Annotated in this window: 12 protein-coding genes; 3 read left to right on the top strand and 9 right to left on the bottom strand. The window is 65.6% G+C overall.

Annotation, left to right across the window (positions count from 1 at the left end):
* Nucleotides 1–6 precede the first annotated feature (6 nt).
* The 3 genes from FG486_RS08505 to FG486_RS08495 form a co-directional block, all read right to left on the bottom strand.
* Nucleotides 7–738, bottom strand: coding sequence for a GIN domain-containing protein (locus FG486_RS08505; protein ID WP_181267219.1), 732 nt, complete (start codon nucleotides 736–738; stop codon nucleotides 7–9).
* Nucleotides 735–1391 (bottom strand): class I SAM-dependent methyltransferase, encoded by a 657-nt coding sequence (locus FG486_RS08500; protein WP_338401596.1) that lies wholly within the window; start codon nucleotides 1389–1391, stop codon nucleotides 735–737. The genes FG486_RS08505 and FG486_RS08500 overlap by 4 nt, the downstream gene beginning before the upstream one ends.
* Before the next feature lie 98 nt (nucleotides 1392–1489).
* Entirely contained in the window at nucleotides 1490–2236 is a 747-nt protein-coding gene (locus FG486_RS08495; RefSeq protein WP_137775919.1) for a head GIN domain-containing protein, read from the bottom strand.
* 165 nt (nucleotides 2237–2401) lie between these two features.
* Between FG486_RS08495 and FG486_RS08490 the strand changes: the two genes are divergently transcribed.
* On the top strand, nucleotides 2402–3385 hold the full coding sequence (locus FG486_RS08490; RefSeq protein WP_066274836.1) for a substrate-binding domain-containing protein: 984 nt from the start codon (nucleotides 2402–2404) through the stop codon (nucleotides 3383–3385).
* Nucleotides 3386–3424: 39 nt separating this feature from the next.
* Here FG486_RS08490 and FG486_RS08485 read toward each other — a convergent pair whose 3' ends face one another.
* Nucleotides 3425–3964, bottom strand: coding sequence for a winged helix-turn-helix transcriptional regulator (locus FG486_RS08485; protein ID WP_060980240.1), 540 nt, complete (start codon nucleotides 3962–3964; stop codon nucleotides 3425–3427).
* Nucleotides 3965–4127: 163 nt separating this feature from the next.
* Between FG486_RS08485 and FG486_RS08480 the strand changes: the two genes are divergently transcribed.
* Both FG486_RS08480 and FG486_RS08475 read left to right on the top strand, forming a co-directional pair.
* The gene (locus FG486_RS08480) at nucleotides 4128–4466 is read left to right on the top strand and encodes a DUF8200 family protein (protein WP_181267218.1); all 339 of its coding nucleotides are present in this window, start codon (nucleotides 4128–4130) and stop codon (nucleotides 4464–4466) included.
* A 201-nt stretch (nucleotides 4467–4667) separates the two neighbouring features.
* Nucleotides 4668–6761, top strand: coding sequence for a RelA/SpoT family protein (locus FG486_RS08475; RefSeq protein WP_181267217.1), 2094 nt, complete (start codon nucleotides 4668–4670; stop codon nucleotides 6759–6761).
* Between the two features lie 15 nt (nucleotides 6762–6776).
* Here FG486_RS08475 and FG486_RS08470 read toward each other — a convergent pair whose 3' ends face one another.
* The 5 genes from FG486_RS08470 to FG486_RS08450 all read right to left on the bottom strand — a co-directional run bounded on the left by FG486_RS08470 (nucleotide 6777) and on the right by FG486_RS08450 (nucleotide 14243).
* Nucleotides 6777–9089 carry a UvrD-helicase domain-containing protein gene (locus FG486_RS08470; protein ID WP_181267216.1) on the bottom strand — a complete coding sequence of 771 codons (2313 nt, stop codon included), beginning with the start codon at nucleotides 9087–9089 and terminating at the stop codon, nucleotides 6777–6779.
* 185 nt (nucleotides 9090–9274) lie between these two features.
* Nucleotides 9275–10516: a DUF2254 domain-containing protein gene (locus FG486_RS08465; protein ID WP_181267215.1), complete on the bottom strand. Its 1242-nt coding sequence runs from the start codon at nucleotides 10514–10516 to the stop codon at nucleotides 9275–9277.
* Between the two features lie 36 nt (nucleotides 10517–10552).
* Nucleotides 10553–13375 carry a valine--tRNA ligase gene (locus FG486_RS08460; RefSeq protein WP_181267214.1) on the bottom strand — a complete coding sequence of 941 codons (2823 nt, stop codon included), beginning with the start codon at nucleotides 13373–13375 and terminating at the stop codon, nucleotides 10553–10555.
* Nucleotides 13376–13420: 45 nt separating this feature from the next.
* Complete coding sequence (locus FG486_RS08455) at nucleotides 13421–14053, bottom strand: ATPase (protein WP_338401595.1); 633 nt, start codon at nucleotides 14051–14053, stop codon at nucleotides 13421–13423.
* Nucleotides 14031–14243, bottom strand: coding sequence for a hypothetical protein (locus tag FG486_RS08450; protein ID WP_066275817.1), 213 nt, complete (start codon nucleotides 14241–14243; stop codon nucleotides 14031–14033). Before FG486_RS08450 ends, FG486_RS08455 begins: the two co-directional genes overlap by 23 nt.
* Between the last annotated feature and the right edge of the window lie 62 nt (nucleotides 14244–14305).

Here is a 14305-nt window from a genome sequence, read left to right as displayed (position 1 = left end):
GCCCGGTCAGCGGGCAGCAGCGGCAATCTCGGCTGCGCCGCACAGGATGGCATTGGTGCCGGTCTGGCGCACCGTGCATTGCGGTGTGCCGCCGATCGCAATGTCCGCCCCGCCCTTCACCGCGATCCGCGCCGGACCAGCGACGCTGAGCTTGGCGCGCACCGGCCCCTCGCCGATCAGTTCGAGCGCGCCCAGGGCAAGCCCCATCCCTTCGATCAATCCGTCACCGAGCATCACCGCGCGTGCGCTGGCCGCCTTGCCGCCGATCTTCAGGCTGCCGCTGCCGTTGACGTTGAGCGACAGCGCCTCGGCCGCGACCGCGCCGATCTCGACCGAGCCGTTGCCGTCCATGGTCGCGCTGGGCCGCGTGCCGCTCAGCGCATCGATCTTCGCACTGCCATGGCCCAGCAGGGTGAGCGACTGGACGCTGCGCGCATCGAGCCGCACCAGCGGCAGAGCCTCGGGGGCCTTCGGGCGATAGCGGCGCTCGGTAGGCAGGCTGGTGCGCGCCCGGCGGATGTAAAGCGTGCCGCCCTGGACCCGCATCGACAGCGATTCGAGCGCGCGCGGATCGCCGCTGGCCACCGCAAAAGGCGCCGCGCCCGAGCGTATCTCCACCGCGACATCGCCCTCGATCCGGACCTTGTCGAACGGCGAGAGGGTGAAGCGCTTGTCCGCGGCCTGTGCGGCTTCGGGCAGCAGCAGCACCAGCGCCAGCGCAAACAGCCGCCGCTTCATGCGCGCGCCTCGCCCATCTCGATCCAGCCGAGAAAGCGCGGGGTCTTCGGCATGTAGCGGCTGTCGCAGCCGCTCAGCCGGAAGCCCTGACCGGCAAGGGCGCTGCTGACCGGGCGGGTCAGATGGCATCCGCCCGCAATCCGCTTCCACACGGGTTCGATCCGCTGCTGCCAACGTGCCGGGCCGGGATCGGGTGCAGCACCATGTTCGAGGAACAGGATCGTTCCGCCGGGCGCCAGCACGCGGCGCATTTCGCGCAGGACTGCTTCCGGATCGCGCACCGAGCACAGGGTGAAGGTGGTGAGTACCGTGTCGAAGCTGCTGTCTGCAAAGGGCAGGCTTTCGGCGTAGCCTGCGCGGAAATCGGCGTCGAAGCCGCGCGCCTTCGCCTTGTCGCGCGCGGTATCGAGCAGCTGCGGCGAAGGATCGACCCCGGCGAGCGCCGTGACGCGCGCGCGATCATAATGATCGAGGTTGATGCCGCCGCCGCAGCCCAGTTCGAGCACCCGGCCCTCAGCGCGCGGCACGATGCGGCCGCGCGCCTTGGCGATGGCGGGCTGGCCGCAGCAGAAGGTGATGAGGCGCGGCATCACGTGCCGGTCCCAGAAACCGGGCTGGTCGGCTGCCCCTACCGGACTGTCGTTGTTCGTCAATGCGCTCTCCCCCGTCCCGGCAAGCCAGGAACGGGGACGAGTGTCTAGCATGGCTGGCGACCATGCAACCGCTTTTGCGCCTGGCGCGCGCCGTCGGATCAGCCGCAGGTGATCGTGCCCGAACCCATGGAGCTGCTCTTGCACTTGGCTTTGCCCTTGATGGTGACATCGCCTGAGCCCATGAGCGCCGCATCGACCGAACCGTCCGACGCCATGGTCACATCGCCCGATCCGGCGATCGAAATATCGACGGCGGGGCTGGAAAAGCGCTCGCCCAGCACGCTTCCCGATCCCGCGATCGAGATATCGGCATTGTCGGCACTGCCCGCGAGCTTGAGCGAGCCGCTGCCCGCGATCGCGCCGTCGAGCTTCTTGGCGGTCAGCTGCGCGATATCGGCCGTGCCCGATCCGGCGACGCTCAGCTTGATCTCGTCGCCTTCCATCCGGTCGACCTTTGCCGAGCCCGATCCTGCCAGCACCAGCGCGCGCAGCGCGGGCGCGCTGATCTTGATATCGGCCTCGCCCGAATCGCCGAAGCTGAAGGTCGATTTCTTGCGGCGGATGCGCAGCTCGCCATCGCGAACGCGGAATTGCAGCCTTTCCAGAGCCTTTTCGTCGCCCGACGCGCTGACGGCATGCTCGCCTTCGGTGGTGAAGCTGATGTTGTCCGGCCCGGCCAGCGTGATCCGGTCGAACGGTTCGCCCGACCATTTGGACGACCATCCCTCATCCGAACCACCCGATTCGTCCTCGATCAGCACCTCGGCACCGTCGACCATGTTGCAGCCTGCGACCGCGACAGCGGCGGCAGCCGCGACCAGAGCGTGTTTCCAAGTGACGGCCATGACGATACTCCTTGCGTGTGTTGCTGTATTAATACAGAAGGAGTAGCGAAAACGCAAGCTGAAGCTGACAAGACGCTCGACGGTTCGTCGCCAAGTGTCTAGAACCATTGGCAGGGGGCGGCGCAGCATCTTTGGGGAAAGGCGCGTACCATCAGCAAGATCGGGATGCAGGAGCTCGCGGAGCTCGCTGGAGTGTCGGTGTCCACGGTGTCGCGGGCGCTGGCAGGAAAGACGATCATCAACGCCAAGACGCGCGAACGCGTGGTCGAACTGGCGCGCCTGCACGGCTTCAAGCCGAATCAGGTCGCCCAGAATCTCCGCCTGCGTCGTGCGCAGGCGATCGGCGTGGTCATGCCGATGGGCCATGAGGTCGATCAGCACCCGTCCGATCCGTTCTTCATGACCATGCTCGGCTATCTCGCCGATGCGCTGACCGAGCGCAATTTCGACCTGCTGCTCTCGCGCGTCATTCCGTCAGGCGATCACTGGCTGGACGATCTGCTCGATTCCGGGAGGGTGGATGGCGCGATCGTCATCGGCCAGTCGGACCAGATGAAGGTGCTCGAGGCGGCCGCCGAGCGGCACCGCGCGCTGATGGTCTGGGGCGCGCGGATCGAGGGCCAGCGTCATGTCACCGTGGGGTCGGACAATGTCCGCGGCGGACTGATCGCCGGACGGCACCTCATCGAACGCGGCAAGCGCAAGCTGCTGTTCTTGGGCAATCCGAGTCCGCCCGAATTTGGCCAGCGCCAGCAGGGATTCCTCCAGGCCTGTGCCGAGGCAGGGCTGTCGCACAGCGTGCACACGCTGCCGATCCATCTCACGTCCGAGGCTGCCTATAGCGCGGCGAGCGCGTTTCTTGACGAAAATCCCGGCATCGACGGCATTTTCGCCTCCTCGGATGTGGTGGCGATGAGCGCGCTAAGGGCGCTGTCCGAGCACGGCCTGTCGGTACCGGGCGATGTTGCTGTCGTCGGCTATGACGACATCATGCTGGCGGCGCACACCAATCCGCCGCTGACCACGATCCGCCAGGACCTGCAGGCCGGCGCGAAGATGCTGGTCGACATGGTGTTCCGCCAGATCGATGGCGAAATCTGCGAACCGGTGCAGCTCGAGCCCGAACTGATCGTCCGCGCGACGAGCTGAACCCGACAGCGCTCGCCAGCGGCGTCCGCTGGCGCGCGCTCAGATGCTCGCGATGCGCTTGACCACGCCATCGTGGTCATTGTCGTCGCCATCGGCGGCGTTCAGATCGGCCAGATCGATCCAGCACAGGTCGTGGTGCGTCAGCACGCGGCCATCATGCGCGCGGATCGAGATCGGCTGGATCGGACGGCGATCGCGCTCGTCGACCAGCACCGGGTTGGACGGCACGCCGCTTTCCCATTTCTCGCCCCATTGGCGCAGCGCGATCATCGTCGGCAGCAGGTCCAGCCCCTTGTCGGTGAGACGATATTCGATCTTGCGCCGATCATCGACACAGGGCGCTCGCTTGAGGATGCCGCTTTCGACCAGGCGGGTCAGCCGGTTGGACAGGATGTTGCGGGCAATGCCCAGCTCTTCCAGAAATTCCTCGAAATGGTGCAGCCCATTGAACGAGGCGCGCAGGATCATGAACGACCAGCGCTCACCCATCGTCTCGAGCGCCTGAGGCAGGCTGCAACAGGCTGCAATCTCGGCCAGCGGTTCGCGCAGTTTGTTGGGGTTGCCGTGGGTCATGATCATCAAATCCAGTTTCAAACCGCCATCTTATCGAAAAATGCGGCCTTGCCAATGAAAATTCAGTTTCTAGTTGCAACTCGAAACCTATTCGTATAGGTAGTGATTCGCAACTGAAATTGCACCCCGCCGATTTCCTCCCCGGGAAAACCGTTAGAAAGGACACGCCATGCCCCGCTTCACCAAGACCCTGACCCAGATCGCTTTTGTCGCCGCCGCCTCGCTTTCGAGCATGGTGATGATGCAGGCGAGCACCGCCAGCGCGCAGGCTCCGGGCAGCAGCTATTTCACCGCAGAACTCGCCGCGCCCGTCGAAAAGACCACCAAGATCATCCAGGGCGTCGTGTGGCAGTGCGAAGGCACCGTGTGCACCGGATCGAAGGCGACCTCGCGCCCGATCAACGCCTGCACGCGTCTGTCTCGCAAGATGGGCGATGTCACCGCCTTTACAACCCGCAACGAGGCGATGGCCGGCGAAGAGCTGGCTACCTGCAACGCCAAGGGCTGATCGAACGAACCGCTTCCGGTCGGGTGGCCAGGACCTGCGATACTCCCACATCGCATGACCCTGCCGCCCGGCAAACCTGCCGCGCCTGTGCGATAACCCCCTTGATGCCCTGGTCCCTTGCCCCGAGCGACCCCGACCATGGCCCCTCGCACAGGCGCGTTTTTCTGTTGCAATTGCTTGCAAAGCACCGACATTCACCAGGTGCTTAGACAATATGAACTGGTAGAACGGGTCAAGGAATACGACCCCGATGCGGACGAGGCGCTGATCAACCGCGCCTATGTGTTTTCCGTGCAGAAGCATGGCAGCCAGAAGCGCGCCAGCGGCGACCCGTATTTCAGTCATCCGATCGAGGTGGCAGGTCTGATGACCGACCTGAAGATGGACGTCGAGACCATCATCACCGCATTGCTGCACGATACGGTCGAAGACACGCTGACCACGATCGAGGAGGTCGAACGGCTCTTCGGCCCCAAGGTAGCCGAGATGGTCGACGGCGTGACCAAGCTTTCCAAGATCGAGGCGCAGACCGAGAACGAGCGCGCGGCCGAGAACCTGCGCAAGTTCCTGCTCGCCATGTCGAACGACCTGCGCGTGTTGCTGGTCAAGCTGGCCGACCGGCTGCACAACATGCGCACGCTCAAGTTCATTTCCAGCGCCGACAAGCGCAAGCGCATCGCGCGCGAGACGATGGACATCTTCGCGCCGCTCGCCGAGCGCGTCGGCATGTACGAATATATGCGCGAGATGCAGATGCTCGCGTTCCGCGAGCTCGAACCGGAAGCCTATGAAACGATCTGCGGTCGGCTCGACCAGATCAAGGCGAGCGGCGAGAACCAGGTCGAAACCATCGCCGAATCGCTCAAGGCAGAGCTCGCCGCCCACGGCCTGACCGCCGAGATCAGCGGTCGCGAGAAGCACCCCTATTCGATCTGGCGCAAGATGGCCGAGCGGCACGTGTCGTTCGAGCAGATGACCGACATCATCGCCTTCCGCGTCATCGTCGACAGCATCGACGACTGCTATGCCGCATTGGGCCATATCCACCGCAAGTGGAAAATGATCCCCGGCCGGTTCAAGGACTATATCTCGACCCCCAAGCGCAACGGCTATCGCTCGCTGCACACCGCGATCATCCACGGCCAGTCGATGCGCGTCGAGATCCAGATCCGCACGCACGAGATGCACCGGCAGAGCGAATTCGGTCTCGCGGCGCACTGGGCGTACAAGCAGGGCGGGACGCGGCCCGACGGCCAGGCCGGATGGATTCGCGACCTGATCGAGATTCTTGACACCGCGCAGGATGCCGACGAGCTGCTCGAGCACACCCGCATGGCGATGTATCAGGACCGCATCTTCGCCTTCACGCCCAAGGGCGCGCTGCACCAGATGCCCAAGGGCGCGACCGCGATCGACTTCGCCTATGCGGTGCACACCAACCTCGGCAACAAGGCGGTCGGCGTGCTGATCAACGGACGCAACCTGCCGCTGCGCACCCCACTCGCCAATGGCGACATCGTCGAGATCCTGAAATCCGAAGGCCAGGAGCCGCAGACCAGCTGGCTCGGCTTCGTCACCACCGGCAAGGCGCGCGCCGCGATCCGCCGCTATGTCCGCGACAAGGAGCGCGACGAGACCATCGCCATCGGCCGGGTGATCTACGACGAGATCGCCGGGCGCCTGCCGGTCAAGATCGGCAAGAAGGCGCTCAAACAGGCGCTCGAACGGCTCGGCATGGACGACGAGTCCGAGCTGATGCTCGCGGTAGGCAAGAACCAGATCAGCGATGTCGATCTGATGGATGCGCTGGTCCCCGGCAGCAGCAGCGAACAGGCCGCGCTGCGCGAATTCCCGCGCCAGGACCGGGCGATCTCGATCCAGGGGCTGACCCCGGGCGTCGCCTTCCAGCTTGCCGAATGCTGCCACCCGGTGCCCGGCGACCGCATCGTCGGGCTGCGCCGCCAGGGCCAGCATATCGAGGTGCACACCATCGATTGCCTCAATCTGGTCAGCGGGGTCGATGCCGACTGGATCGACCTGTCATGGGGCGGCGATTCGGATGGCGCGACCGCGCGCATCCGCGCGATCCTGTACAACCGGCCGGGCACGCTCGCCGACATGGCGGGCATTTTCAGCCATCACAAGGCGAACATCGTCAACCTCAAGCTGACCAATCGCGACCAGCCGTTCCATACCTATGAATCGGACCTGGAAGTGCACGATGTCGGCCATCTGATGCAGATCATCATGGCGTTGCGCGCGTCGGAATCGGTGGCGCGGGCAGAGCGTATCTGACCCGCGATACCGGGCTCAGGCGAGGCTGACGAAGCTGTCGATCACCCGCTTGCGCCCTGAATTCTCGAAGTCGATCTCCAGCTTGTTGCCTTCCTTCTCGGCGACCAGCCCATAGCCGAATTTCTGGTGGAACACGCGGGTGCCGATCTCGACATCGCTGCGCCCGGCATTGCCCAGGCTGATCGCGCTCGACCGCGCTTCAGCGACGCGCTGCGGCGTGGCGTTGAACCCGCCGGGCACCTGCGCCGCGCGCTGCCAGCCAGGGCCGCGCCGCGCCGCGCGCTCGGGATCGCGCGCCAGATGCGCGAACGGATCGTCGCGTTCGGACAGCCCTGCGCGCCACAGCGACGCGCCGCCGGTGAGCGAGCTTTCCTCCTCGACATGCTCGGGCGGCAGCTCGCCGATGAAGCGCGAAGGGATCGAACTGGTCCACTGGCCATAGATGCGCCGGTTCGCCGCGTGCACGATCGTGCAGCTCGCCCGTGCGCGCGTGATCGCGACATAAGCGAGGCGGCGTTCCTCCTCCAGGCTCGCCATGCCACCCTCGTCGAGCGCACGCTGCGAGGGGAAGACGCCCTCCTCCCATCCCGCCAGGAAGACATGCTCGAACTCGAGCCCCTTGGCGCCGTGGATGGTCATCATCGTGACCTTGGCCTCGTCCGCCGCCGCCTCGTTGTCCATCACGAGGCTCACATGCTCGAGGAAATCGCCGAGGCTCTCATATTCCTCCATCGCGCGCGCGAGTTCGGACAGGTTCTCCAGCCGGCCCGAGGCCTCGACCGAGCGCTCGGCCTGGAGCACCTGGGTATAGCCCGATTCGTCGAGTATTTGCCGCGCCAGGTCCGCCGGGTTCATCGTTGCGAGCAGGTCGCGCCAGCGCGCGATGCCGCGCATCAGCGCGGTCAGCGCGGTGCGCGCGCGGGCGGGCAATTCATCGCTGTCCAGGATCTGGAACGCGGCAGCGCTGAGCGGCAGCCCGGTCGCGCGCGCCAGCCGGTGCACCTTTTCCAGCGCCTTGTCGCCCAGCCCTCTTTTCGGGGTGTTGAAGATCCGCTCGAACGCCAGGTCGTCCGCCGGCTGGTTGACCACGCGCAGGTAAGCGAGCGCATCGCGGATTTCGGCGCGCTCGTAGAAGCGGAAGCCCCCGATGATGCGATAGGGCATGCCGATCGCGATGAACCGGTCCTCGAACTCGCGCGTCTGGAACTGCGCGCGCACCAGGATCGCGGTCCGGTCGAGGCTGATCCCGCGCCGCGACAGGCTTTCGAGCTCTTCGCCGATCCGCCGCGCCTCTTCGGGCCCATCCCACACGCCGAGCACGCGCACCTTCTCGCCCGCATCGACCTCGGTCCACAGCGTCTTGCCGAGTCGGTCGCTGTTCGACGCGATCAGCCCCGAGGCCGCGCCCAGGATGTGCGGGGTGGAGCGGTAGTTCTGCTCGAGCCGGATGATCCGCGCGCCGGGAAAATCCTTTTCGAAGCGCAGGATATTGGCGACCTCCGCCCCGCGCCACGAATAGATCGACTGGTCGTCATCGCCGACGCAGCAGATATTCTTGCGCGCCTGGGCGAGCAGCCGCAGCCAGAGATACTGGCTGGAATTGGTGTCCTGATATTCGTCGACCAGGATATATTTGAACTTCTGCTGATATTGCTCGAGCACCGCGCGGTCGGTGCGCAGTAATGTCAGCATGTGCAGCAGCAGGTCGCCGAAATCGCAGGCGTTGAGCGCCTTCAGCCGATCCTGATAGGCGGTGTAGAGCTCCTGCCCGCGCCCGTTGGCGTAGAGCTCGCTCTCCGCCGCATCGAGCTCGTGCGGGTTCAACCCCTTGTTCTTCCAGCGGTCGATGCACCCGGCGAGCTGGCGCGCGGGCCAGCGCTTGTCGTCGATGTCCGCCGCCTGGATCAGCTGCTTGAGCAGGCGCAACTGGTCGTCGGTATCGATGATCGTGAAATTGCTCTGCAGCCCGACCAGCTCGGCATGGCGGCGCAGCATCTTCGCGCCGATCGAATGGAAGGTGCCGAGCCAGGGCATGCCCTCGACCGCCTCGCCGATGATCTTGCCGACGCGCTCGCGCATCTCGCGCGCAGCCTTGTTGGTGAAGGTGACCGCGAGAATCTCCGACGGCCAGGCGCGCCGCGTCGCGATCAGATGCGCCAGCCGCGCGGTGAGCGCCGCGGTCTTGCCCGTGCCTGCGCCGGCCAGCACCAGCACCGGCCCGTCCGAGGACAGCACCGCCTCGCGCTGCGGTGTGTTCAGCCCCTGCAGATAGGCGGGGTCGCTGGCCGAGGGCGGCGGGAATTCGGAGGCGGGGGCGAGATCGTTCACCGTCGAACGTTTAGGGAACGTGGGAGCCGGGGGCAAGGGCTGCGTTGGCCTGCATTCGATTAGGCGGTCCCCTGCGCAGGCAGGGGCCCATCTCCTGCCCTAGCCGATGTCGCACCTGCCGGGAGATGGCCCCCGCCTTCGCGGGGCATCAAGAGAGGGACGCCCGCCCCCACCATCGGCAACCATTAATGCAGCACGAACCGCTCAAGGATCTCGACGTCGCCCGGCAGCGCCAGGCCGATCTTCGCGCGCGCGAATGCCTCATGCGACATAGCGCGCGCCGCCTCGCCGAACCGAACGGGATCGTGCGCGGCAAGCGATCGCAGCGCCTTTTGCAGCCGGATCTGCACCTCGAGCTGCCCCGCGCCGTCGCGCGCGATCCAGCGAAAGGCATCGCAGACCAGATCCTCGATCCGGATCGCGGGCACATGCAGTCGCGGGCAGGTGACCCGGGCCGGTGTGGCGCGTGCCGCCGTGCTCCATCCGGCCAGAACGCGCAGCGACGTGCCCAGCACGTCGATCGCGGTGCCGGGGTCGTTGACCCCGGGCGACAATGCCTTGGACGCGGTTTCGGACAGCACGATCAGGCCATAGCGCGGATCGGCCTCGAAGGTGCGCTCGCCTGCGATGACGAATGCGCGCCGCACCGAACGCGCCGTCGCCTCGTCGAGTGCCTTGGATGTCTTGAGCAGGATCGTGCTCGAATCGACATAGGTGCCGGGGCGCACGCCCAGATGGAAATCCACGTCCTCGCGCTCGCTCACCGTCGCGAACAGCTCGTCGTCGATCGCCTGGACGAAGCCGAAGCGCTCGGCAAAGAGCGGCACGCCGCTATCGGGCAGCGCATCGCTCTGCACGCCGCCGAGCAGCGGACGCTCGGCCAGATCGGCAAAGGCCTTGTTGGCAGCATCCTCGAGCAGGTCGATCACTTCGGACACGTCACCCAGCCGGCTTAGCCGCGCGATCCAGCGGATCAGCGCATAGATGACCGAGACGATGACAAGGCATGTGGTGAGGAACAGGATGACGCGCGCGGGCTGGCCGAAATAGCTGGTGGACAGCCCGACCGTGCCCACGATCGCGTATATAAACCCGCCGATGAACACCGAGATCGCGTTCTGCGCGGTACGGTCCTGCATCAGCAGCGGGCGAGCGCGCGGGGTCGCGGCGGAGGCTGCGGCCTGGAGCGAGGACACCATGATGCCGAGCGAGAAGATCGCGACCGCCAGCAGCGTGTTGGCGAGCACGCCGAGCAGGTCGTCGACGCCGTCCAGCCCGATGAGCTTGTGGAATTCCTCTGGCAGCAGCACGGCCAGCGCCGGGGCGAGCAGCAGCGCCAGCACCGCAAGCACCGCATAAGCCGCCGGCGTGAACCACAAGGAGCGATAGACCCGCCGCGCGAGCAGCCGGGCATAGGACAGGCTCATGCGCCGGTCGCCATGAAGGCGATCGGGGCGCGCCGATCAGCCAAGCCGCGCGAGCGCCGCTGCCAGCCGCTCGGCCTCGGCGGATTTCTCCGCATGGTCGGCGCGCGCCTTTTCCACCGCTTCGGGCTTGGCCTTTTCGACGAACGCCGGGTTGGAGAGCCGCCCTTCGAGCGATTTCGCCTCCTTGGACACGGCCTCGAGCGCCTTGCTCAGCCGGGCCTTTTCGGCGGCGATGTCGATAATACCTTCGAGCGGCAGCACGAACGTCGCCTCGTTGACCACGATCTGCAGATTGGCGCCTTCGGGCGCGGCCTCGTCCAGCGGCGCGAAGTCGATCCGCGCCAGCCGCTGCGCACCGGTCCAGAAGCCGTTGACCCAGGCTTTGGTCTGGTCATTGGCATCCTGCACGAACGCCTTCAATCGCGTACCCGGCGCGATGCCGAGTTCATTCTTGGCCGAGCGGATGCTGCCGACCAGATCGATCCGCCATTCGGTTTCCGCCTTGGCACCGGCATCCACCTCGGCCAGCGGCGCGGGCCATTGCGCGACGATCAGGTCATTCGACCGCTCGCCCAGCGCGTGCCACAGCTCTTCGGTGATGAACGGCATGAACGGGTGGAGCATCACCAGGATCTGATCGAGCACCCAGCCCGCGACCGCGCGGGTTTCAGCGGCTTCGCCCGCGTCGCTCTCGGCGGAGAGCACCGGCTTGATCAGCTCCAGATACCAGTCGCAGAACTGGTCCCACACGAAATGATAGATCGCATTGGCCGCCGCATCGAAGCGCAGGTCTGCCAGCGCCTTGTCGAGCGCGGCGACCGTTTCCACCACCTCGCCGATGATCCAGCGATTGACTGCAAGCGTGGCCGCCGGCGCGGCGACCGATGAACTCGCGCCGATACCGTTCGACTGGCAGAAACGCGCTGCGTTCCACAGCTTGGTCGCGAAATTGCGATAGCCCTCGACGCGGCGTTCATCCATCTTGATGTCGCGGCCCTGGCTTTCCATCGCCGCCATGAAGAAGCGCAGCGCATCCGCGCCATAGCTGTCGATCAGCCCCAGCGGATCGACCGTATTGCCCTTGGACTTGGACATTTTCGCGCCATCGGCGGCGCGGACCAGCCCGTGCAGATACAGCCGCTTCCACGGGGCTTGCCCCATGAAATGCGTCCCCATCATCGCCATGCGCGCATCCCAGAAGAACAGGATGTCGAACCCGGAGATCAGCAGGTCATTGGGATAATGCTTGGCAAGCAGCGAGGTGCCAGGCGCACCCTCCCCGTTTGTCCCGAGCGCAGTCGAGGGACCCTGCACCACCGTCTCTTGACGTCCCTCGACTTCGCTCGGGACAAACGGAGCTGGGGCGGCATCGGGCCAACCCAGCGTCGCAAACGGCCAGAGCGCGGAGGAGAACCAGGTGTCGAGCACGTCGGCATCGCGTTCGAGCGTCACGCCGTCGCCGGCAAGCGCCTGCGCCTCCTCCTCGGTCTCGGCGACATAGCATTGGCCATCCGAGCCATACCAGGCCGGAATCCGGTGCCCCCACCACAATTGCCGCGAGACGCACCAGGGCTGGATATTATCCATCCAGTGGAAATAGGTCTTTTCCCAGCTCTTGGGCACGATCTCGATCACGCCGGTCTTCACCGCCTCGATCGCGGGCTGCGCGAGCGTCTTGGCATCGACATACCATTGGTCGGTGAGCCAGGGTTCGATGACCACGCCGCCGCGGTCGCCATAGGGCGTCTGGATCGTGCGCGGTTCGGCGTCGTGCTCGGTGACTTCGCCGTCCTTGGCGGTGACGACATGCGGGACGAGACGGCCGAGCGCCTTCATCCGCTCGACGACGAGCTTGCGCGCATCGAACCGGTCCACGCCGATGAACTCCGCCGGGATCAGCCCGTCGGCGGTCTGCACCACCCGCGCCTCGGCATCGAACATGTTGAGCATCTCGCTCGCCGCGATGCCTGCGCGCCGCCCGACCTCGAAATCGTTGAAATCATGCCCCGGCGTGATCTTCACCGCACCCGAACCGAGCTCGGGATCGGCATGGTCGTCGGCGACGATCGGAATGCGGCGTCCGGTGATCGGCAGCTCGACATACTTCCCGATGACGCTGGCATAGCGCGGGTCCGCGCCGTTCACCGCGACCGCCATATCGGCGAGCATCGTTTCGGGACGGGTGGTTGCGACCACGATATGGTCGCGCCCGTCATCGAGCGTGACGCCATCGGCCAGCGGATAGCGGAAGTGCCAGAAATGGCCCTGCACCTCGCGCGTCTCGACCTCGAGATCGCTGATCGCGGTCTTGAGCTTGGGGTCCCAGTTGACCAGGCGCTTGTCGCGATAGATCAGCCCCTGATTGTACAGGTCGACAAAGACCTTGAGCACCGCCTTGCTGAAATGCGGGTCCATGGTGAACTGCTCGCGCGACCAGTCCATCGAACAGCCCAGGCGGCGCAGCTGGCGGGTGATCGCGCCACCGCTCTCCTCCTTCCACTCCCAGACCTTCTGGACGAAATCCTCGCGGCTGTAGTTGGTGCGCTTGTCCTGCTTCGCCTCGAGCTGGCGTTCGACCACCATCTGCGTCGCGATGCCCGCATGGTCGGTGCCGACCACCCACAAGGCATCCTTGCCGCGCAGCCGCTCATAGCGGATCATGATGTCCTGCAGCGTGTTGTCGAGCGCATGGCCGATATGCAGCGATCCGGTGACGTTCGGCGGCGGGTTGACGATGGTATAAGGCTCGGCACCGGGCCGCTCGGGCCGGAACGCGTTCGTCCCTTCCCAATGCGGATACCATTTCGCCTCGATCGCGGCGGGGTCGAAGGTCTTGGGCAGTTCGGTCTTGTCGGTCATGGGCAGGGCATTAGCGGCAAAATGCCGAATAATCCAAGCCCCGAGTTAGCCTTCAAAGCGAGCGATTCTGACCTCTGCTCGGTTGAGGGCGTCGAGCAAATCCGGCGGCAGGGTCCGCAGTGCGACCAGCGCGCCCGCCGACTTGCTCGCGATCAGGTCCGGCTCGCCACCGGAATTGTCGAAAATGAACAGCTCATCCAGCTTGCCGAAAAACTCGCCGAGCATCTCGAACGACCGCGTCCGGCGCGCAGCGATCTTGCCGCGCGGCACATCATGCCCGCCGGTGCGGACCCGGATGGCGACGCGCTCATATTGCGCTTCGACGCTATTCAGCACCACATAGAGCATGCGAACGATGAAACCCTTGTCGTGCGCCAGATCGACGAGGCGGAGATATTTGGGCGAGGACAGGACGGTCTCGACGCCGATGGTCTGATAGGTGTTGATCGAGGCTTCGAGCCAGGCTTCGATCCGCTGGACGGCGGCGAGATTGGCCACCTCCGTCTGCGAACCTTCATGTTCGATGATCTTGGCGGTCAGGAGATCCGGGTTGATGATCCAGACCGACCCGCCCCAGCCTTCGATGTCGGTACGGTTGTAGAGCGAACTCTTGCCGCTGCCATTGGGCCCGGCGACGATCCACAGGACGGGGCGTTCAGGCTTCCGGGGAGTCTTCACGCGACGCCGCCTGCGCCTTCTGGTCGGCCTTGATGCGGCGGACATTGGACCGGAAGGCGGCGAGCAGATCGTAGGGCAGACTCGGGCTTTCCGCCTGAACCACCTTCATGCGCACCTTGCTGCCATCAGGCGCGGTGACGACCTTGGTCGGCAGGTCGCTGGGACGGACGCGAGGGGGATGGCTGGCCATGAAGACGCTCCTTGTCGTTACAAGCTAGGGCGCATGCGGGCCAAAGCCAAGCCCCGCCGCGC

The sequence above is a fragment of the Blastomonas ursincola genome (genome assembly GCF_013607875.1).
Lineage (GTDB): Bacteria > Pseudomonadota > Alphaproteobacteria > Sphingomonadales > Sphingomonadaceae > Blastomonas > Blastomonas ursincola.
This window is presented reverse-complemented; position numbering and strand designations above follow the sequence as displayed.

What these genes read in the sequence shown, in the direction of transcription:
- FG486_RS08505 (WP_181267219.1), bottom strand. Translation starts at nt 738, where the DNA reads ATGAAGCGGCGGCTGTTTGCGCTGGCGCTGGTGCTGCTGCTGCCCGAA.
- FG486_RS08495 (WP_137775919.1), bottom strand. Translation starts at nt 2,236, where the DNA reads ATGGCCGTCACTTGGAAACACGCTCTGGTCGCGGCTGCCGCCGCTGTC.
- FG486_RS08490 (WP_066274836.1), top strand. Translation starts at nt 2,402, where the DNA reads ATGCAGGAGCTCGCGGAGCTCGCTGGAGTGTCGGTGTCCACGGTGTCG.
- FG486_RS08485 (WP_060980240.1), bottom strand. Translation starts at nt 3,964, where the DNA reads ATGATCATGACCCACGGCAACCCCAACAAACTGCGCGAACCGCTGGCC.
- FG486_RS08480 (WP_181267218.1), top strand. Translation starts at nt 4,128, where the DNA reads ATGCCCCGCTTCACCAAGACCCTGACCCAGATCGCTTTTGTCGCCGCC.
- FG486_RS08465 (WP_181267215.1), bottom strand. Translation starts at nt 10,516, where the DNA reads ATGAGCCTGTCCTATGCCCGGCTGCTCGCGCGGCGGGTCTATCGCTCC.
- FG486_RS08460 (WP_181267214.1), bottom strand. Translation starts at nt 13,375, where the DNA reads ATGACCGACAAGACCGAACTGCCCAAGACCTTCGACCCCGCCGCGATC.
- FG486_RS08450 (WP_066275817.1), bottom strand. Translation starts at nt 14,243, where the DNA reads ATGGCCAGCCATCCCCCTCGCGTCCGTCCCAGCGACCTGCCGACCAAG.